At 65.3% G+C, this 19029-nt stretch carries 17 protein-coding genes; 7 read left to right on the forward strand and 10 right to left on the reverse strand.

Annotated elements, in window-relative coordinates; genetic code table 11:
- Window positions 1–159 precede the first annotated feature (159 nt).
- Both HF680_RS08690 and HF680_RS08695 read left to right on the forward strand, forming a co-directional pair.
- Window positions 160–1788, forward strand: a complete 1629-nt coding sequence (locus HF680_RS08690) for a long-chain-fatty-acid--CoA ligase (RefSeq protein WP_185224767.1) — start codon at window positions 160–162, stop codon at window positions 1786–1788.
- Between the two features lie 31 nt (window positions 1789–1819).
- The gene (locus HF680_RS08695) at window positions 1820–2488 is read left to right on the forward strand and encodes a DUF1499 domain-containing protein (protein WP_185224768.1); all 669 of its coding nucleotides are present in this window, start codon (window positions 1820–1822) and stop codon (window positions 2486–2488) included.
- On the opposite strand, the gene HF680_RS08700 is transcribed toward HF680_RS08695, so the two are convergent.
- Window positions 2485–3387, reverse strand: a complete 903-nt coding sequence (locus HF680_RS08700; protein WP_185224835.1) for an MBL fold metallo-hydrolase — start codon at window positions 3385–3387, stop codon at window positions 2485–2487. The genes HF680_RS08695 and HF680_RS08700 overlap by 4 nt on opposite strands.
- Window positions 3388–3452: 65 nt before the next feature.
- On the opposite strand from HF680_RS08700, the gene HF680_RS08705 reads away from it, so the two are divergent.
- The 3 genes from HF680_RS08705 (at window position 3453) to HF680_RS08715 (ending at window position 7427) form a co-directional block, all read left to right on the forward strand.
- Window positions 3453–3599, forward strand: a complete 147-nt coding sequence (locus HF680_RS08705; protein ID WP_185224769.1) for a hypothetical protein — start codon at window positions 3453–3455, stop codon at window positions 3597–3599.
- A gap of 257 nt (window positions 3600–3856) precedes the next feature.
- Window positions 3857–6730, forward strand: coding sequence for a TonB-dependent receptor plug domain-containing protein (locus HF680_RS08710; protein ID WP_185224770.1), 2874 nt, complete (start codon window positions 3857–3859; stop codon window positions 6728–6730).
- A 142-nt stretch (window positions 6731–6872) separates the two neighbouring features.
- A complete protein-coding gene (locus HF680_RS08715) occupies window positions 6873–7427 on the forward strand; it encodes a hypothetical protein (RefSeq protein WP_039247936.1) in 555 nt (184 codons plus the stop codon).
- Window positions 7428–7472: 45 nt separating this feature from the next.
- Here HF680_RS08715 and metH read toward each other — a convergent pair whose 3' ends face one another.
- The 4 genes from metH to HF680_RS08735 form a co-directional block, all read right to left on the reverse strand.
- Complete coding sequence (gene metH / locus HF680_RS08720) at window positions 7473–10139, reverse strand: methionine synthase (protein WP_185224771.1); 2667 nt, start codon at window positions 10137–10139, stop codon at window positions 7473–7475.
- Window positions 10140–11222, reverse strand: coding sequence for a homocysteine S-methyltransferase family protein (locus HF680_RS08725; protein ID WP_185224772.1), 1083 nt, complete (start codon window positions 11220–11222; stop codon window positions 10140–10142). It lies immediately after the preceding gene.
- A gap of 160 nt (window positions 11223–11382) precedes the next feature.
- Window positions 11383–12333, reverse strand: a complete 951-nt coding sequence (gene metF, locus HF680_RS08730; protein ID WP_185224773.1) for a methylenetetrahydrofolate reductase [NAD(P)H] — start codon at window positions 12331–12333, stop codon at window positions 11383–11385.
- A complete protein-coding gene (locus HF680_RS08735; protein WP_161639379.1) occupies window positions 12333–13292 on the reverse strand; it encodes an ArsR/SmtB family transcription factor in 960 nt (319 codons plus the stop codon). Before HF680_RS08735 ends, metF begins: the two co-directional genes overlap by 1 nt.
- A gap of 119 nt (window positions 13293–13411) precedes the next feature.
- Between HF680_RS08735 and HF680_RS08740 the strand changes: the two genes are divergently transcribed.
- Window positions 13412–13801, forward strand: a complete 390-nt coding sequence (locus HF680_RS08740; RefSeq protein WP_185224774.1) for an EF-hand domain-containing protein — start codon at window positions 13412–13414, stop codon at window positions 13799–13801.
- A 2-nt stretch (window positions 13802–13803) separates the two neighbouring features.
- Here HF680_RS08740 and HF680_RS08745 read toward each other — a convergent pair whose 3' ends face one another.
- Genes HF680_RS08745 through ettA form a run of 4 tightly spaced genes read right to left on the reverse strand, consistent with a single transcriptional unit; the run spans window position 13804 to window position 16975 of the window.
- The gene (locus HF680_RS08745; RefSeq protein WP_185224775.1) at window positions 13804–14730 is read right to left on the reverse strand and encodes a 2-hydroxyacid dehydrogenase; all 927 of its coding nucleotides are present in this window, start codon (window positions 14728–14730) and stop codon (window positions 13804–13806) included.
- Window positions 14727–15059 carry a DUF5615 family PIN-like protein gene (locus HF680_RS16250; RefSeq protein ID WP_045811438.1) on the reverse strand — a complete coding sequence of 111 codons (333 nt, stop codon included), beginning with the start codon at window positions 15057–15059 and terminating at the stop codon, window positions 14727–14729. Before HF680_RS16250 ends, HF680_RS08745 begins: the two co-directional genes overlap by 4 nt.
- Window positions 15056–15283, reverse strand: coding sequence for a DUF433 domain-containing protein (locus HF680_RS08755; protein ID WP_045811482.1), 228 nt, complete (start codon window positions 15281–15283; stop codon window positions 15056–15058). The genes HF680_RS16250 and HF680_RS08755 overlap by 4 nt, the downstream gene beginning before the upstream one ends.
- Window positions 15284–15307: 24 nt before the next feature.
- Window positions 15308–16975: an energy-dependent translational throttle protein EttA gene (gene ettA / locus HF680_RS08760; protein WP_161639376.1), complete on the reverse strand. Its 1668-nt coding sequence runs from the start codon at window positions 16973–16975 to the stop codon at window positions 15308–15310.
- Between the two features lie 220 nt (window positions 16976–17195).
- Here ettA and HF680_RS08765 point away from each other — a divergent pair, with 220 nt between their 5' ends.
- The gene (locus tag HF680_RS08765) at window positions 17196–18599 is read left to right on the forward strand and encodes a Do family serine endopeptidase (protein WP_185224777.1); all 1404 of its coding nucleotides are present in this window, start codon (window positions 17196–17198) and stop codon (window positions 18597–18599) included.
- A gap of 4 nt (window positions 18600–18603) precedes the next feature.
- On the opposite strand, the gene HF680_RS08770 is transcribed toward HF680_RS08765, so the two are convergent.
- Window positions 18604–19026, reverse strand: a complete 423-nt coding sequence (locus tag HF680_RS08770; protein ID WP_185224778.1) for a VOC family protein — start codon at window positions 19024–19026, stop codon at window positions 18604–18606.
- Between the last annotated feature and the right edge of the window lie 3 nt (window positions 19027–19029).

Consider the following 19029-nt stretch of genomic DNA (forward strand, 5'->3'; position numbering starts at 1 on the left):
TAGAGCGGTCGCGCCGCCAGCGCCACCGGCGACGATCCGCCGCGCCGTGGCTGACGCCCCAGTTGACGTTGGGTCACGTTGCTTATCGCCGATCACCGATGTTAGCGTCCGCTCAAGCGTCGCATCAAAGCAGACGCATCCAAGGGACAAGGATACGACATGCTGGGCTTGATGCAGGACTGGCCGCTGACGGTCGACAAGATCATCGACCACGCCAAAAACTGGCATGGCGAGCGCGAAGTGGTGACGCGCTCGGTCGAGGGGCCCATCGTCCGCACGACCTACGCCCAGATCCACGAGCGGGCCAAACGCGTGTCCAGCGCCCTGAAGGATTGGGGGATCAAGCCGGGCGACCGCGTCGCCACCCTGGCTTGGAACACCGCCAACCACATCGAGGCCTGGTACGGAATCATGGGCATCGGCGGGGTGTGCCACACCCTGAACCCGCGTCTGTTCCCCGAACAGCTCGTCTACATCATAAATCACGCCGAAGACCGGATCATCTTCGTCGACCTGACCTTCGTGCCGCTGCTGGAAGCCATCCTGCCGCATATCCCCAAGGTCGAGCGCGTCGTCATCATGACCGACGCCGCCCATATGCCGCAGACGAAGCTGCCCAAGGCCGTCGCCTATGAGGACGCGATCGCCGGGCAATCGACCGACGTGGTCTGGGGCGACTTCGACGAACAGACGGCCTGCGGCCTCTGCTACACCTCCGGCACGACGGGCAATCCGAAGGGGGTGCTGTATTCGCACCGCTCCAACTTCCTGCACACCTTCATGGGCCTTCAGGCCACGGTGATGGGCGCCACGCCCAAGGAGGTGATCCTGCCGGTCGTGCCGATGTTCCACGCCAACGCCTGGGGCATCGCCTTCGCAGGCCCCGCCGCCGGCACCAAGCTGGTGATGCCGGGCGCCAAGATGGACGGTCAGTCGATCTATGAGCTGATCGAACAGGAGGGCGTCACCTTCTCGGCCGCCGTGCCGACCGTCTGGCAGGGGCTGTTCGCCCACATGAAACAGAACGGTCTGGGCTTCTCGACGCTGAAACGCGTACTGATCGGCGGCTCGGCCTGCCCCGAAAGCCTGATCCGCGGCTTCCAGGACGATTTCGGCGTCGAGGTCACCCATGCCTGGGGCATGACCGAGACCTCGCCCATCGGCACCATCGCCAACCTGCCGCCCGAAATCCTGAAGCTCTCGTATGACGAGCAGATGAAATACCGCCTGAAGCAGGGCGTGCCGCCGCTGGGCGTCGAGCTGAAGCTGAAGGACGAGGCGGGCGCCGAACTGCCTCACGACGGCGCCACCTTCGGTCGTCTGATGGTCAAGGGGCCGACGATCAGCCGCGCCTACTTCAAGGAAGACGGCTCGATCCTGGACGACGAAGGCTTCTTCGACACCGGCGATGTGGCCACGGTCGATGACCTGGGCTTCATGCAGATCACCGACCGCGCCAAGGACGTGATCAAGTCGGGCGGCGAGTGGATCAGCTCCATCGAGATCGAGAACATCGCCGTGGGTCACCCCAAGGTCGAGATCGCCGCCGTCATCGGCGCGGCCCACCCCAAATGGGACGAACGGCCCGTGCTGATCCTGAAGCTGAAACCCGACGAGATGCTGGACAAGCAGGAGCATCTGGACTTCCTGACCGGCAAGATCGCCAAATGGTGGATGCCCGACGATGTGGTCGCCGTGGACGACATTCCGCTGGGCGCGACCGGCAAGATCGACAAGAAGCTTCTGCGCGACCGGATGAAGGACTATCGTCTGCCGACCGCTGCCTGATCTGGCGCCTGACCCTAGAACCGGAGCCTGAATGCCGACCAGAAAGCCCGTTCCCGCCATTCTGCCCTGGCTGACGGCGCTTGCGGCGGCGCCCTTCGTGCTGGTCGTGGCGGCCGTTACGGCGACGCGGTTCGGCGGGCTTGATCTGGCGATCGGCTACGACCTGCTGACCTGGACCGTGGCGCGCCTCCTGGCCTGGGTCGGCCTGGCGGCGGGTCTGACGGCGGCGGTGCTGGCGCTGCGCGATCTGAAGGGCAGGGGGATCTATGCGTTGGCGGCGCTGGTCCTGGCGGGCGGGACCGTCGCCGGCTTCGTGCTGCGTCAGGGCCAGGATGCGACGCCCCACCCGCGTGACGTCAGCACCAATCTAAATGAGCCCCCCGGCCTGCCGCGCGCCGCCGGCGTGCGCAGCGGCGCGCCGCAGACCTGTGACGGTGTGGACGCCATCCCGACCCAGGTTCTGGCCCAGCAGGCGACCTCGGCGCTGGTCGACGCCGGCTTCATCGTCACCCGGGCCAAAACCTTCCAGGTTGAAGCCGTGCACGCCGGCGCCTGGTTCGGCTTCGCCACCGACGCGGTCGTTCGGATCCGCCCCGGCCGCACCGACATCCGCGTCGCCGCACGCGGCAGCCGTCCCGACGGCGGCGCCACCTGCCGCCTCGCCGCGAAGATCATCCAAAACCTGGCAGCGGCACGCTAAGCCAGACGGAACCGCGCCGACAAGTCGGGCGCGCCATCGCTGATCGCCGCGCCGTCCTCGATCAGCTTGATCAGATGGGCCAGGACCGACAGCGACGCCGCCGGCCACAGCCGCTGATCGACGGCGGCGTAAAGAACCGGGACCATCTCGGCGATCGTGCGATCCCCCGCCGCAAGCCGCTGAAGCACTTGCGCCTCCCGCTCCAGCCGGTGCGCGCGATAGGCCTCCAGAAACGGCCGCACCTGCGTCACCGGCGCCCCGTGCGTCGGCCACAGCACGTCGAAGTCGCGTGCGATCACCGCGTCCAGACTGGCCATATACTGGCGCATGTTCCCATCGGGCGGCGCCACGACCGTCGTCGACCAGCCCATGACATGATCGCCGCAAAACAGCGCGTTCTCTTCGCGCAAGGCGAAAGCCATGTGATTCGACGCATGGCCGGGCGTGAACATCGCCTCGATCCTCCAGCCGTCGCCCTCGATCATCTCGCCGCCCGTTAGCACCACGTCGGGCGCGAAGTCGGCATCGTCATCTTCATCGAGCGCACCCGACGCATGCGTTTCCCGCACCGGAGGCCGGGCCGCCCAAATCCGTGCTCCGGTCGCGTCGGCGAACGGCCGGGCCAGCGGCGCATGATCCCGATGCGTATGCGTCACCAGCACATGGCTGACGCGCCGCCCCTCGACCGCCGCCATCAGCGCCGCCAGATGCGACTGATCCAGCGGCCCCGGATCAATCACCGCGACCTCGGCCACTGGATCCGATCGGCCGACGATATAGGTCCCCGTCCCGGTGAAGGTGAACGGCCCCGGATTGTCGGCGATCACCCGCTGGATCAATGGCGACACCTGATCGCGCCGCCCATAGGCGAAGTCGAACGCCCTTACGAAAGGGATCATCGTCACGGCCGCGTTTGGCGCAGAGCTTGCGTTAACGTCTCGGTAATCATGCCTGGAGCGCCCCAATGGCCCGTTCGATCGCCAACGCTGTATCAAATCGGCTTCCGTTCGTCGCGGTGGCGATCCTGTGTCTCGCTGCGGTGCAACTGATCGCCGCCTCCTGCACGCCGGAGCCCGCACCCTATGCGGTGCGAGTGATGATCCAACGTTGAATATATACTGACACTTAGGAGAGGCCGACAACGAAGCAGGCGCGAGAAGCGCATCTTCGGTCGTTTTCGTGCCTGCTAGAGCGGGTGTGTCGTCTCTGTGACAGGTCCGTCTCACTTGTGGCGTGAATGCGTCTTCGCGCTGGACTTACTTCAGGCGTTGGTATGCTCTCTCGCGCAACCAGCTATTCGGCTGGCACACGGATATGGATTCGGTGGGCTGCAGTCGCGGCTCTACATCGATCATGGGAGAGCTATCCTTGAATAACGTCAAATATCGCCGCAGCTTGCTGGCCACCACCATGATTGGCGGCGTCGCACTGGCTATGGCGGCTAGCCCTTCATTCGCTCAGTCGCAGGACGGCACCACCGAGGTCGGTGAAATCGTCGTGACCGGCTCGCGGATCGTGCGCCAGGACTATGTCGCAAACAGCCCCGTGGCCACCGTCAGCGCCGAGCAGATTCAGGCGCGGGGCGATGTGAACGTTGAACAAATCCTCAACCAGCTTCCGCAGGTCGTGCCTGGTCTGTCGGCCAACTCCAACAACCCGGCCAACGGTTCGGCGACCGTCGATCTGCGCGGCCTTGGCCCGAGCCGCACCCTTGTGCTGGTGAACGGTCGTCGCTTCGTTCCCTACGACAAATCCAACGCCGTCGACCTGAACAGCATTCCTGCCGCGCTGATCGAGCGCGTGGAAGTCGTCAGTGGCGGCGCCTCGGCGACCTACGGCTCCGACGCTCTGGCCGGCGTCGTCAACTTCATCTTCAAGGACAACTTCGAAGGTCTGGCGGTCAACACTCAATACGGCGTCTCCGGCTTCGGCGACGGCGAGCAGTTCAACGCCTCGGCCTTGTTCGGCGCCAATATCGCTGACGGTCGCGGCAATGTGACCGGCTTCGTGGGCTATGCCGACCGTGACGGCTTCCTGCCGAACGAGGATCGTCCCTGGGCGCTCAGCAGCAACGCAGGCGGTTCCGGCACCGGCATCTACGGCGGTCTGAACAACCTCGGCACCAACAACTACACGGCCGTCGGCTGCTCGACGGCGCCGACCCCTTGCCGCCGCTCGTTCCGTACTGCTGGCGTCCCCGGACAGTTCAACAACGACTTTGGCCTGGGCGCTTCCAGCGATCGTTACGATTTCGCACCGGTCAACCTGCTGCAGTCGCCGTCGGAACGCTACAATGCGGTTCTGTTGGGTCATTACGACATCAACGACACCTTCACGGCGTTCACCGAAGTCTTCTACACCAACACCCGCAACAACATTCAGCTGGCGCCGACGCCGGCGACCGGGATCAACATCCCGTACGGCAACTACTTCGTTCAAAACTACCCCGCGCTGCTGGCCTACGCCAATTCGCGCCCCAATCCGACGGCTCCGCTGAACTTCGATCGCCGTATGGCTGAAGTCGGCGCCCGCGTCGAAAGCCACGACACCAACGTCCTTCAGTTCAATGGCGGACTTCGCGCCAACCTGGGAGGCGACTGGAAGGCTGAAGGCATTTACGCCTACGGCCGCACCGAACTGCGCACCTCGATTGAAAATGATGTGTCTCGTTCGCGACTGGCCGCCGCGCTGGCCGCCGGCGGTACGGCGACGAGCTGCGCCGCGTCCTCGCTGCAACTCTTCCCGGGCTGTGTTCCGGTCAATCTGTTCGGCGCCGGCACCATCACCCCGCAGGCCGCAAACTTCATTCGCCTGAACTTCGCCGACACCAGCATCTTTGAACGTCAGAACCTGACCTTCAACGTGACCGGCACCGCCTTCGAACTGCCCGCCGGTCCGCTGTCTGTCGCTTTCGGCGCCGAATATCGTGAAGACAAGCTGAGCTTCACGCCGGACGCCGCCAAGGCTTCGGGCGACATCTTCGGCTTCAACGCCGAGCGCCCTGTCGCGGGTCGTACGGAATCGAAAGAGCTCTATGCGGAAGCTGTGATCCCGCTGGTTCGCGACGTGCCGTTCATCAAGTCGCTGGAGCTGGAAGTCGGCGCCCGCATGGCCGACTACGACACGGTCGGCAAGATCTACGCCTATAAGGCTGGCGGCTCGTGGGAGCCCGTCGATAGCCTGCGCTTCCGCGGCATCTATCAACGCGCCGTGCGTGCGCCGAACGTCTTTGAGCTGTTCCAAGCCAACGACCAAGGCTTCCCGGCGGTTCTGGACCCTTGCACCACGCGTAACCCTTCGTCGGGCGCTACTCGTACCCTGTCGACCGGCGTGCGCAACTTCTGCACCGCGCAACTCGGTTTCGATCCGGTGGCCACCGGCTTCGTTGCCCAGAACACGCAAACGGAGTCGTTCTTCTACGGCAACCCGAACCTGACCGAAGAAACGTCGGACACGGTCACACTGGGCGCCGTCTGGCAGCCGACCTTCGTTCCGGGCCTGTCGATGTCGCTCGATTACTATGACATAAAGGTCGAGGACTACATCGGCACCATCTTCGGCGGCGTTTCCGGCATCGTGAACCAGTGCTTCGCGGCTGGCGCGGCAGCTTCGGGCACGACGGGCGCTCCGGTCTCGGCAGTTGCAGAGTGCAACAACGCCGGCATCGGTCTGCCTCTGATCTATCGTGATCCGGCTGGCAACCTGAAGGCGCGCGCCCCCTTGGGCAACGTCTCGCAACTGCAAACCAGCGGCGTGGACTTCTCGACGCGTTACGGCTGGAACGTGCCGTGGGGCGGCGGCTTCTGGGGTCAGAAGCTGGATGTCGCGGTCAACCTGACCTACCTGGACAGCTACGAGCTGGACGGCATCGAGTATAAGGGCACGGTTGGCGCCTACAACATCAGCGCCAGCCTGCCGGAGTGGAAGGCAAACGTTTCGCTCGGCTACGACTTCGGTCCGGTCCGCGTGAACTATTCCGGCACCTACATTGACGCCATGGACAACCAGGGCAACATCCCTGACTTCCAGGACGGCGGCTATGTCGGCACCGACTCCTACTGGTACCATGACGTCAGCGCCTCGTATGATTTCAACGACAATGTCGAGATCTTCGGCGGCGTTCGCAACCTGGCGGACAAGGCCCCGCCTGTGTTCGACAACGCGAACGACGGCAACACCGACCCGAACAACTTCGACGTGGTCGGCCGCTACTTCTTCGTGGGTGCACGCCTGAAGTATTGATCCTTATCGGGTCATCGAAACTGAGGCGGCGGAGCAACGCTCCGCCGCCTTTTTCGTTTAAGCGGCGCCGTAGAAAAACCATTCGGGCGGGCGAGCGTTACGGATCGTCGCCTGTTTGCGGCGCGCTCCTTCAAGGAAGATTATGCTGAAATTTGTCGTTTCCGGACTGTCGGTCCTGTCGCTGCTGGCCGCCGGCGCGGCGGTCGCTCAAACGCAGGATGGGCCGATCGTGACGGGCAATCGCTCGGGCGAGACGGCCGATGCGTTGAAGACGCGCGAGGCCATCGCCTATGCACGACCGCTGCCGCGCGGCGCGCCGAGCGCAGACTATCCGCTGGTGGCGTGGTGCGATGCCCTGGTGACCGGACATGCCGATTTGGGCGAGACGCTGACGTCGCGCGCGCCGGAGGATGTCGAGCTGGTGCGTCTGGGTCGTCTCGAAGCCCAGGATTTCCGCAGCGCCCTGGCGGCAGCCGCGCCGCGCCAATCGGCGGCTTCGAAGGCCGAGGCCGAGCAGGCCGTCGCCGCCGTCAAGGCGCAGTGGGCGCCGCTGATGGCCAATCCCGACGCCGAGGCGCGCAGTCAGTCGTTCGGCCTGTTCTTCGGTCTGCCGGGCCGGTGCGAGCACGCCGCGCGCCGCCTGCGCGACAATATCACCACGCCGCCCGCCACGCTGGAGAGCGTCGGCATCAACTGATCGGTTAGCCGGTTACCGGATGACAAACGGCGGCTTGAGCCCGGCTCAAGCCGCCGTTTCGCGTTTGGGGGCGTAGGGATCGTAGTTGAGGATGGGGGCTAGCCAGCGCTCAGCCGTGGCGACGTCCCAGCCCTTGCGCCGAGCGTAGTCCTCGACCTGGTCCAGATCGATCTTGCCGACGCCGAAATAGTGGCTGCCCGGATGGCCGAAGTAGAGGCCCGACACTGACGCCGGCGGCGTCATGGCATAGCTTTCGGTCAGGGCCATGCCGGCTTGGTTTCCGGCGTCGAGCAGGCGGAAGAGGGTGGCTTTTTCTGTGTGATCGGGCTGGGCCGGATAGCCAGGGGCAGGGCGGATACCCTGATATTGTTCGGCGATCAGAGCATCGATATCGGCCGTTTCGTCGGCGGCATAGCCCCACAGGGTGGTGCGGACTTCCTTGTGGAGACGCTCCGCGAAGGCCTCGGCCAGGCGGTCGGCCAGGGCGGTGGCGAGGATGGCGGAATAGTCGTCGCCCGCGTCCTTGAACCGTTTGGCGAATTCCAGCTCGCCGTGACCGGCGGTGACGGCGAAGGCGCCGATATAGTCGTCCCCCTCATCGGCGATGAAGTCGGACAGAGCCAAGTTCGGCTTACCGTTCGACTTCTTGATCTGCTGGCGCAGGGTGTGGAAGCGGGCGACCTCTGTGTCGCGGCCTTCGTCGGCGTAGACGATGACATCGTCGCCGTCGGCGCGGGCGGGCCAGAAGCCGACGACGCCCTTCGCCGTGAACCACTTCTCGTCGATGATCCGCTTGAGCATAACCTGCGCGTCGGCGAACAGGTCACGCGCGGCCTCGCCGACGATCTCGTCGTCCAGGATCAGCGGATAGCGGCCGATCAGCTCCCAGCTGGCGAAGAAGGGCGTCCAGTCGATGTGGTCGGCCAGATCCTGCAGGTCCCACGAGTCGAACGCCTTCACGCCGAGGAAGGACGGCTTGCCGGGCATGGGCTGGTCGGGGTCGATGCGGAAGCGGTTCTCGCGCGCCTGAGCCAGGGTGGCGCGGGCCTTCACCTCCTGGCCGCGGGCATATTGCTCGCGGATGCGGATGTATTCGTCGCGGGTGGCGGCCTCGTTTTTCGCGCGCTCGGTCTTGGACAGCAACCCCGAAACAACGCTGACGGCGCGCGACGCGTCGACGACATAGGTGGTCGAGCCCCGGCGATAGGCGGGCTCGATCTTGACCGCCGTGTGTGTGCGGCTGGTGGTGGCGCCCCCGATCAGCAGGGGGATGTCGAAGCCGCGCCGCTCCATCTCGGCGCCGACAAAGACCATTTCGTCCAGCGACGGGGTGATCAGGCCCGACAGGCCGATGATGTCGACGTTGTGAGCCTTGGCCTCGTCCAGGATGCGGTCGGCCGGGACCATGACGCCCAGGTCGATGACCTCGTAGTTGTTACATTGCAGCACGACGCCGACGATGTTCTTGCCGATGTCGTGGACGTCGCCCTTGACGGTGGCCATCAGGATTCGACCCGCCTGCTCGCGCGGCTTGCCTGCCTTCTCGGCCTCCATGAAGGGCTCGAGCCAGGCGACGGCCTGTTTCATCACACGGGCGGACTTCACCACCTGCGGCAGGAACATCTTGCCGGAGCCGAATAGATCACCGACGACGTTCATCCCGTCCATCAGCGGGCCTTCGATGACGTGAAGCGGGCGCTCGGACGCCAGGCGCGCCTCTTCGGTGTCGGCCTCGATGAACTCCGTGATGCCGTTGACCAAGGCGTGTTCGATCCGTTTTCCGACCGGCTGTTCGCGCCACTTCAGATCGACGACGCGGGCCTGGCCCTTCTCGCCCTTGTAGCGGGGCGCCATGTCGACCAGCCGCTCGGTGTTCGAGACATTGGTCCGCTGCGGCCGGTTCAGGATCACATCCTCGACCGCCTCGCGCAGTTCGGCGTCGATGTCGTCATAGACCGGCAGGTCGCCGGCGTTGACGATGCCCATGTCCATGCCGGCGTTGATGGCGTGGTACAGGAAGACGCTGTGGATCGCGCGGCGCACCGGCTCGTTGCCGCGGAAGCTGAACGAGACGTTCGACACCCCGCCCGAGACGCGGGCGTAGGGGAGGGTGCGTTTGATCTCCCGCGTCGCCTCGATGAAGTCGACGGCGTAGTTGTCATGCTCCTCGATCCCCGTCGCCACAGCGAAGATGTTGGGGTCGAAGATGATGTCCTCGGGCGGGAAGCCGACCTCGTTGACCAGGATGTCATAGGCGCGGGTGCAGATTTCGATCTTGCGCGCGGCGGTGTCGGCCTGGCCCACTTCGTCAAAGGCCATGACCACGACGGCGGCGCCGTAGCGCAGGCATTTGATCGCATGGTCGCGGAAGGCCTGTTCGCCCTCCTTCATGCTGATCGAGTTGACGATGGGCTTGCCCTGGACACACTTCAGGCCAGCCTCGATCACTTCCCATTTGGAGCTGTCGATCATGACCGGCACGCGGGCGATGTCGGGCTCGGCCGCGATCAGGTTGAGGAAGGTCCGCATAGCGACGACGCCGTCCAGCAGCCCTTCGTCCATGTTGACGTCGATGATCTGGGCGCCGGCTTCCACCTGCTGGCGGGCGACGTCCAGCGCCGCCGAATAGTCGCCCTCGACCACGAGCTTGCGGAATTTGGCTGAGCCGGTGACGTTGGTCCGTTCGCCGACGTTGATGAAGACAGGACGCACTTACGCTACCAATTCAAAAGGTTCGAGGCCGGATAGACGCAAGGCCACCGGCCGTTCCGGGATGGCGCGGGGCTTCAGCGGCGCGACCTCTTCGGCGACGTGACGAATGTGATCCGGCGTCGTGCCGCAGCAACCGCCGACGATGTTGACCAAGCCGGAGGCGGCCCATTCCTCGATGAAGTGGGCGGTCTCGTGCGGTTCTTCGTCGTACTGGCCCATGGCGTTGGGCAGGCCCGCGTTGGGATAGGCGGCGACCAGGGTGTCGGCGACGCGGCTCAGCTCGGCGATGAAGGGCCGCATCAGGTCGGCGCCCAGGGCGCAGTTGAAGCCGACGGCGAACGGTTTGGCGTGGCGCACGCTGTTCCAGAAGGCCTCGGCCGTCTGGCCCGACAGGGTGCGGCCCGAGCGGTCGGTGATGGTGCCGCTGATCCAGATAGGCAGGACGTCCATGCCTTCGTCTTCCAGGTCCTTGATCGCCTTGATCGCGGCCTTGCAGTTCAGCGTATCGGTGATGGTTTCGATCAAATACAGATCGACGCCGCCTTCGTTCAGCGCCTTCACCTGATGGCGATAGGCCTCATAGACCTGGTCGAAGGTCACGCTGCGGGCGCCGGGGTCGTTTACGTCCGACGACATCGACAGCATCTTGTTCAGCGGGCCGATGGAGCCGGCGGCGAAGCGGGGCTTGTGCGGCTCCTTGGCGGTCCAACGATCGGCGGAGGCGCGGGCCAGTTTCGCGCCCTCCAGATTGATGTCCCACACCGCCTGCCCGTTCAGGGCGTAGTCCTCCTGGGCGATGGTTGTGCCCGAGAAGGTGTTGGTTTCGCTGATGTCGGCGCCGGCGGCGAAATACTGGTCGTGCAGGTCGGCGATGACATCGGGCCGCGTGATGCAGAGGATGTCGTTGTTCCCCTTCATCTGATGTTTCTCGTCATAGCCGTTGGCGGCGACGAAGCGGTCAGCGCGGAAGTCGTCTTCGTCCAACCCGCGACGCTGGATCATGACACCCCAACTGCCATCGAGGACCAGGATGCGCTCCTTGGCCGCCTGATGCAGGGCGGCGATGCGTTGTGCGCGGGTCATGTGTGATCCTCCCCTGCGAGTGAAGCGAAGCGGGGGAGGGGGACCGCCCGAAGGGTGGTGGAGGGGGCGACTTCACACGCAGGTGTATGGGGTCGCCCCCTCCACCACTTCGTGGTCCCCCTCCCCCGCAAGGGGGCGGGGGAGGATTTGCTCGTCGGCATCATTGCGAGACCTCGCGCACGCCCAGAACGCGACAGATCGCATAGACGAGGTCGGCGCGGTTCAGGGTGTAGAAGTGGAAGTCGGAGAAGCCCTCTTCCTGCAGGCGTGCGCAGGTCTCGGAGGCGACCGAGGCGGCCAGCAGTTTGCGGGTCTCAGGATCGTCGTCCAGGCCGTCGAAATGCGCCTTCAGCCAGTCGGGAATGCTGGCGCCGCAGGCGCCGCACATCCGTTGAAGGCCGGTGAAGTTGGAGACCGGCATGACGCCGGGGATCAGAGGAATGGTGACGCCCGCCGCCCGCACCCGATCGCGGAACCGCAGGAAGGCGTCGATGTCGAAGAAGAACTGGCTGACGGCGCGGGTCGCGCCAGCATCGACCTTGGCCTTCAGCACCTCGATGTCGTGATTGATGGAGGGGCTTTCAGGGTGGCGTTCGGGATAGGCGCCGACCGTGACGTCGAATCCGCCGATGCGGTTGATGGCGGCGGTCAGTTCGGTGGCGTTGGCGTAGCCGTCGCCGCGCGGCTGATAGATGCCGCCGATGCCAGCCCCGCCGGGCGGATCGCCGCGCAGGGCCACGATGTGATCGACTCCGATCGCCTTATAGCCTTCGATGACCTCATCGACTTCTTCCCGGCTGGCCTCGACGCAGGTCAGGTGGGCGGCAGGGCGGAGCGAAGTCTCGGTGATGATGCGCTGGACTGTGCGGTGGGTCCGCTCGCGGGTCGAACCGCCGGCGCCGTAGGTGACGGAGACGAAGGCGGGGTTGAGAGGCTCCAGACGGCGGATCGCCTTCCACAGATTGGCCTCGGCCTCATCGGTTTTGGGCGGAAAGAATTCGAACGAGACGCGTACGGCGTCGCGGTTCGATCCGGCGCGGGCGACGGGGCCAAGCGGCGACAGCAGCAGGGCGCGAGCATCGGCCAGGTTGAGGGAGGCGGAGGAGGCCATCAGGCGGTCTTTCTGTCCTGGACGCGGCGTTCCGCCGTCCAGATGGTCACGGTCAGGCCCTCGGCGTCGTGGGGCAGGGCGATGGGGGCCGATGGCGTCAGGCCGCCGTCGACCAGCCAGCCGTTGATCTCGCTGTCGGCGAAGCCCAGGCGGCGATGCTGATGCGCCTCACGCATATGTTCGAAGTCGTGCGGGGCGAAGTCGATGATGACCAGGCGGCCGCCCGGGCTGACCAGACGCGCGGCCTCGGCGACGGCGGCGGACGGATCGGACAGGTAGTGCAGCACCTGATGCACGATCACCAGATCGGCGCTGGCGGCGGGCAGGCGGGTGGCGAAGATGTCGCCGTGGCGCAGTTCGACCTGCTCCACGCCCGCCTTGGTAACGTTGGTGCGGGCGATGTTGAGCATATTCTGACTGAGGTCCAGCCCGACCGACATCTTGGCCTTCTTGCCGAACAGGGTCAGCATCCGACCCGAGCCCGTGCCCAGATCGACGACGCGTTCGAAGGGGCCGGGCCCCACAGCCTTTTCCAACGCCGCCTCCACAGCGCTTTCGCTGACATAGAGCGAACGCAGACGGTCCCACTGGGGCGCGACCTGTTCGAAATAGCTAGCGGCGGCTTCTTCGCGGTCCTTGCGGACTTCGTCCAGCCGCCGATGATCGGCCTCGCCGGCATCCTCGGCCAGGATGTCCAGCACCGTGTCGATCAATCGGCGCGCCTGGGCGTCGTGCGACAGGCGATAGTAGACGCGGGCGCCGTCGGGAAAGCGCTCGATCAGCCCGGCGTCGGTCATCAGCTTGAGATGGCGCGACACCCGCGGTTGGCTCTGGTCCAGAATGCGGGACATTTCCATGACCGACAGCTCTTCGCCCGCCAGCAGCGACAGAAGGCGCAAACGGGTGGGTTCGCCGGCGGCGCGGAGGGCTTCGACAGTCTGATCGGCGGACAAGCTCATATGCTCATATAAAGATATCCTTATATGATTTGGCAAGTGAAATCGGTTTCCTGGAAGCGCGTCGACGGGAATGGTTCGTGCGCGCGTTAAAGCCAGCAGACCTGTCTTGGAGTGATCTCATGCGTAGCCTGTTTATCGCCGCTCTTGCTTTCGCCGCTGCCGGTCCGGCGTTGGCTCAAAGCGACTTTCCCGAGGCGCCGGCCGCTGAAATGTCAGGGCGGCCTATGGGCGGTCAGATGCGGCCGCCGGAGCGCGAAAACCTGGCCCAGATGCAGGCGCGCATGACCCAGATGTTCAATCGTCTGGACGCCAATGAAGACGGCGTGGTCGATGCCAGCGAATTGGCCAATGCACGCGGCGGTCGGATGCTGGCGCGCTTCGACGCCGATGCGGACGGACGCATTACTCGCGAGGAATTCGATGTGGGCCTCGCCGCCGCCTTCAAGGCGATGGACAAGAACGGCGACGGCGTGGTGACGGCGGACGAGCGGCCGCAGCGTCCCCGCTGAAGTCAGACGACGGGCGTCTTCAGCGGCCCGCCCGCGAAATGCGCCTGAAGATTTTCGATCAGCAGCATCAGCATGCCCTGCACTCCGGCGGTCGTGGCCCCGGCGGTGTGGGGCGTCAGAATGACATTGGGAACGTCGGCCCAGCGGGCTGGATCTGTCGGCTCCTCGATGAAGACATCCAGGGCCGCCTGACCCAATGTCCCTGATCTCAGTGCGGCGATCAGGGCGTCCTCGTCCACGACCTGACCGCGCGAGACGTTGACCAGCAGGCCGTCGGGGCCGAGCGCCTCGATGATGTCCCGCGAAATCAGGCCGCGATTGGTCTCGTCCGCCTTGCAGGCGACGACCAGGGTGTCGCTGGCCTTGGCGAGCGCCAGCAGGCTGTCGGCGCGCGGCCATTTGGCGTCATGGGGACGTGGCCCCCACCAACTGACCGCCATGCGGAAGGCCTCGGCGCGGTCGGCGACGGCCTTGCCGATGTGGCCCAAGCCGACGATGCCCAGCTTCTGTCCGGCGAGCGACGTCGTGATGGTGCGGGTCTCGAAGGTCCAGCCGCCAGCGCGGACCTGACGGTCGCCCGAGGCGATCTGGCGACGCGCGGCCAGGATTAGGCCCAGGGCGTGATCGGCGACATCTTCGTGATTGACGCCTGGCGCGTGGGTGACGGGCAGGCCGCGCTGGCGGCACCAGTCGATGTCGATCCCGTCATAGCCGGAGGTGAAACAGGCGATCAGGTCGAGATTGGGCAGGCGTTCGATCAGCGCCGTGTCCAGCGGCGCCTCGCCGGCGACGACCATGACGCGGATGTCGTGGGCGGCCTCGATCGGCGGGCCTTCCCAGAAGCGATAGACGTCGTAGGCGCTCTCCAGAAATCCCGAGAGCGGGGCGAGATGCCGCTGCATGATGAGAACGGCGGGGCGTTGGGTCATGGGCGAACCTCGACGAGGTGGACGCCTTCAGACAGGCATCGCTCGATTTGAGGCCATTTCGGGTCAAGCCAATCGATCAGCGCACGTCGGGTCGCATTTCCCAAACGAAGCCAGACGACCTGTGGGCCTGATCGACGGTCCGCCGCCCATATCGCGAAATCGCGATCCTTGGTCAGGATGACCCGTTCCTCGGTCTTGGCCAGAGACCAGATCGCCTGATCGGTCGCGTTGACGGTCAGAATTTCTGAAACATGATCCGCCGCGTGTCCCTTCGCTCGTAACCAATCGGTCAGGGCGAGGGGCAGTTGAGCGTCCACGACGAAGTTCACGCGGCGATTACGCCGGTGTCGCCGATGCTGGCTGCGGCGTATGCGAGGCTGGCGCGGATATCGTCTGCTTCAAGGTAGGGAAAATCCGCCAGGATCTCCTCGGCGCTCGATCCGCCGGCCAGCATGTCCAGCACGTCCTGCACACGGATACGCATGCCCCGTATGCAGGGGCGGCCTCCGCATTGGGCGGGGTCGATAGTGATGCGGGACAGAAGATCGTTCATGTCCCGCATCCTATCACAGTTCGATCAGCGGCCGAACTTCTGGTGCTGGATGCGCTTGGGAATGATGCTGTCGGCGCCCAGGCGACGCATCTTGTCCTGTTCGTAGGCTTCGAAGTTGCCCTCGAACCATTCCACATGGCCGTCGCCCTCGAAGGCGAGGATGTGGGTGGCCAGGCGGTCGAGGAACCAGCGGTCGTGGGAGATGACCACGGCGCAGCCCGCGAACTCTTCCAGAGCCTCTTCGAGGTTCTGCAGCGTTTCGATGTCAAGGTCGTTGGTCGGTTCGTCGAGCAGGATCAGATTGCCGCCCGAAGCCAGGGTCTTGGCCAGATGGACGCGGTTGCGCTCACCGCCGGACAGCTGGCCGACCTTCTTCTGCTGGTCGCCGCCCTTGAAGTTGAAGCTGCCGACATAGGCGCGGGTGTTGATCTCGCGCTTGCCGACCATCATCACGTCGGTGCCGCCCGAGATGGCCTGCCAGATGGTTTCGTCTGGCTTCAGGTCGTCGCGCGACTGGTCGACATAAGCCAGTTTGACCGTCTCGCCGACGCGGATCGAACCGCCGTCTGGCTGTTCCTGGCCGGTGATCAGCTTGAACATGGTCGACTTGCCGGCGCCGTTCGGGCCGATGACGCCGACGATGCCGTTGGGCGGCAGTTTGAAGGTCAGGTTGTCGAACAGGACCTTGTCGCCGAACGACTTCTGCAGACCCTCGACTTCCAGAACGACGTTGCCGAGGCGCGGTCCGGGCGGGATCTGGATGTGAGCGTGCGTCTGGGCGCCGCGCATCGATTCCTGTTCCTCGACCATCCGCTCGTAGGCGGCCAGACGGGCCTTGGACTTGGCCTGACGGGCCTTGGCGCCCGAACGGACCCATTCCAGTTCGCGGGTGAGGGCGCGCTGACGCGCTTCGGATTCCGACTGCTCCTGCACGACGCGCTTCTGCTTGGCCTCCAGCCAGCTGGAGTAGTTGCCCTCGTGCGGGTGGCCCTTGCCGCGGTCCAGCTCCAGCGTCCACTTGGTCACCTGATCCAGGAAGTAGCGGTCGTGGGTGACCAGGATGACGCAGCCGGGGAAGTTCTCCAGGTGGTGCTGCAGCCAGGCGACGGATTCGGCGTCCAGGTGGTTGGTCGGTTCGTCCATCAGCAGCATGTCGGGCTTGGACAGCAGCAGACGGGCCAGGGCCACTCGGCGCTTTTCACCGCCTGACAGGTTGGTGACTTCCCAGTCGTCGGGCGGGCAGCGCAGGGCGCCCATGGCCTGGTCGATCCGGGCGTCGATGTCCCAGACGTCGCCAGCGTCGATCTTTTCCTGAAGGGAGGTCATCTCCTCCATCAGTTCGTCGGTGTAGTTCTCGCCCAGTTCGGCGGCGACTTCGTTGAAGCGGTTGACCCACTGCTTCTCTTCGCACCAGGCCTCGACGTTCTGACGCACGTTCAGGGCCGGATCGAGTTGGGGCTCCTGCTCCAGATAGCCGCGCTTGATGCCGTCGGCGGCGCGGGCCTCGCCGTTGAACTCGTTGTCCAGGCCGGCCATGATCTTCAGCAGGGTGGACTTACCCGAACCGTTCACGCCGACGACGCCGATCTTGGCGTCGTTGTAGAAGCTGAGCCAGATGTTCTCGAAGATCTTGCGGCCGCCGGGGAAGGTCTTGGTCAGACCCTGCATCTGGAAAATATATTGCTGCGCCATGAGGTGCGGTGCGCCCTTCGGGTTTCGTCGGATTGGGAGGTTTGGCCGGATGTAGCGATCCTGCGCGAGAAGGGCAAATATGGCGGGCAGGCGGCCGGACGGAACGGCTGTAAAGCTTGTCCGTTGATGACAATCCCACGCCTTGATCCGGCCCGAAACCGGGTGCGGAATGGCGTCATTCTACGCTTGCCAGTCTCGGATGCCCCAGTCTCGGATGCCCATGAAGACCCGATCGATCGTGCTCGCCGCCGCCTTCGCCCTGTCGGCGTGCGGCAATCCCTCGAACTCCAAGGCGCAGGAGGGCGAGTTCGCCCAGCCGACGCGCACCGCCCCGGCCGATGCGGCGGGGATGAAGTCCAGCTTCGCGCCCGTGGTGCGATCGGCTGCGCCAGCCGTGGTCAATATCTCGGCGCGCAGCGTGCAGCGAGTGCAGGCCGATCCCTTCTTCCAGTTCTTTGGCGGCGGCATTCCCCAGGCGCGGGTGGCGGAATCCGTGGGTTCCGGCGTCATCGTCCGTTCGGACGGGATCGTGGTGACCAACAACCACGTCATTGACGGCGCCCAGCAGATCAAGGTGGTGCTGAACGACCGGCGAGAGTTTCCCGCCACCGTCATCCTGGCCGACGAGCGCAGCGATATCGCCGTGCTGAGGCTGGAAAACGTCAGCGATCGGCTGCCGGTGCTGGCCATCGACGATCAGGAAGAGCAGCAGGTCGGCGATCTGGTCCTGGCCATCGGCAATCCGTTCGGCGTGGGTCAGACGGTGACGAACGGCATCATCTCGGCCCTGAACCGGACCGAGACCGGCATTTCCGACAGCGGCTCCTTCATCCAGACCGATGCGGCCATCAACCCCGGCAACTCGGGCGGGGCGCTGGTGGACATGGACGGCGACCTGATCGGCATCAACACCGCCATCTTCTCGCGCTCGGGCTCCTCGGCCGGGGTCGGCTTCGCCGTGCCGGCGGCCATGGTCAAGCGGGTCGTCGACAGCGCCCTGGGCGGCGCGACGGCTGTGGTTCGGCCCTGGCTGGGCGTGAAGGGCGACACTGTGACTGGCGACATCGCCGGCAGCCTGGGCCTGAGCCGGCCGCAGGGACTGGTCGTCACTGACGTCTACGCCAACGGTCCGGCCGCGCGCGCCGGCATTCGTCAGGGCGACGTCATCACCGCCGTCGATGGTCAGGAGATCAACGACCAGAACGGGCTGAACTACCGCGTCGGCTCGCGCAATCCGAACGATCAGGTGCAGGTGTCCATTCTGCGCGACGGTCGGGCGCAGACCCTGACCACGCGGGTGCAGACCCTGCCGGGCGACGCCGACCCCAAGCAGGGGGTGACGATCCAGTCCGGCCCCTTCGCCGGCGCCGAGGTCGTGGCGCTCAGCCCCGCTCTGGCGGACCGCTTGGGCGGCGATCCGTTCGCGACGGGCGTCATCGTGACCGGCGTGTCCGGCCGTGGCTATGCGGCCCGTGCGGGCTTCCGCCAGAACGACCTGATCGTCAGCATCAATGGCCGCGCGATCGGCTCGGCTCGTGATGTCGAAGCCGCCAGTTCCGGTCGCGGGCCGTGGGAGGTCGTCGTCAACCGTGGCGGCCGTCAGATCCGCGGCGTGTTGCGATAGATCGTCAGGCCTTTGTCGGCCCGCCGATCGACCAGGTGTGGCCGAAGGGGTCGCGAAGGACGCCGTAGCGATCGCCCCAGAACTGGTCGGCCATGTCCAGAACGGGTTCGGCGCCGCCGACGGTCATGGCGCGGGTCCACCAGGCGTCGGGATCGGCGACCTGAAGGTGCAGGGTCACGCCGGCAGGGCGGACATTCTGCGAGCCGCCATATTCCGGAAACTCGTCATTCAACATGACGCTGGCGCCGTTGATCCTCAGGTGGGCGTGCATCAGCCGCTCGCCGTCGTCCGCCAGTCGACGGTCCAGCACCTCGGCGCCGAAAGCGATGATGTAGAAATCGATCGCCGCAGAGGCGCCGCGCGACGGGATGGTCAGGTGGGGCGTCACGCCGGAAGTCGGACCCTGATTGGGCTTGGCGTCGGTCATGAG

The organism is Brevundimonas huaxiensis (assembly GCF_014218725.1).
Classification (GTDB): domain Bacteria; phylum Pseudomonadota; class Alphaproteobacteria; order Caulobacterales; family Caulobacteraceae; genus Brevundimonas; species Brevundimonas huaxiensis.

Bases quoted from the DNA above. Each gene is read 5' to 3' on its own strand.
- HF680_RS08705 (WP_185224769.1), top strand. From the start codon at position 3,453: ATGGCCCGTTCGATCGCCAACGCTGTATCAAATCGGCTTCCGTTCGTC.
- HF680_RS08745 (WP_185224775.1), bottom strand. From the start codon at position 14,730: ATGACCCAACGCCCCGCCGTTCTCATCATGCAGCGGCATCTCGCCCCG.
- HF680_RS08690 (WP_185224767.1), top strand. From the start codon at position 160: ATGCTGGGCTTGATGCAGGACTGGCCGCTGACGGTCGACAAGATCATC.
- HF680_RS08695 (WP_185224768.1), top strand. From the start codon at position 1,820: ATGCCGACCAGAAAGCCCGTTCCCGCCATTCTGCCCTGGCTGACGGCG.
- HF680_RS08755 (WP_045811482.1), bottom strand. From the start codon at position 15,283: ATGAACGATCTTCTGTCCCGCATCACTATCGACCCCGCCCAATGCGGA.
- HF680_RS08740 (WP_185224774.1), top strand. From the start codon at position 13,412: ATGCGTAGCCTGTTTATCGCCGCTCTTGCTTTCGCCGCTGCCGGTCCG.
- HF680_RS08700 (WP_185224835.1), bottom strand. From the start codon at position 3,387: ATGATCCCTTTCGTAAGGGCGTTCGACTTCGCCTATGGGCGGCGCGAT.
- ettA (WP_161639376.1), bottom strand. From the start codon at position 16,975: ATGGCGCAGCAATATATTTTCCAGATGCAGGGTCTGACCAAGACCTTC.
- HF680_RS08770 (WP_185224778.1), bottom strand. From the start codon at position 19,026: ATGACCGACGCCAAGCCCAATCAGGGTCCGACTTCCGGCGTGACGCCC.
- HF680_RS08715 (WP_039247936.1), top strand. From the start codon at position 6,873: ATGCTGAAATTTGTCGTTTCCGGACTGTCGGTCCTGTCGCTGCTGGCC.
- HF680_RS08725 (WP_185224772.1), bottom strand. From the start codon at position 11,222: ATGACCCGCGCACAACGCATCGCCGCCCTGCATCAGGCGGCCAAGGAG.
- HF680_RS08765 (WP_185224777.1), top strand. From the start codon at position 17,196: ATGAAGACCCGATCGATCGTGCTCGCCGCCGCCTTCGCCCTGTCGGCG.
- metF (WP_185224773.1), bottom strand. From the start codon at position 12,333: ATGGCCTCCTCCGCCTCCCTCAACCTGGCCGATGCTCGCGCCCTGCTG.
- HF680_RS08735 (WP_161639379.1), bottom strand. From the start codon at position 13,292: ATGAGCTTGTCCGCCGATCAGACTGTCGAAGCCCTCCGCGCCGCCGGC.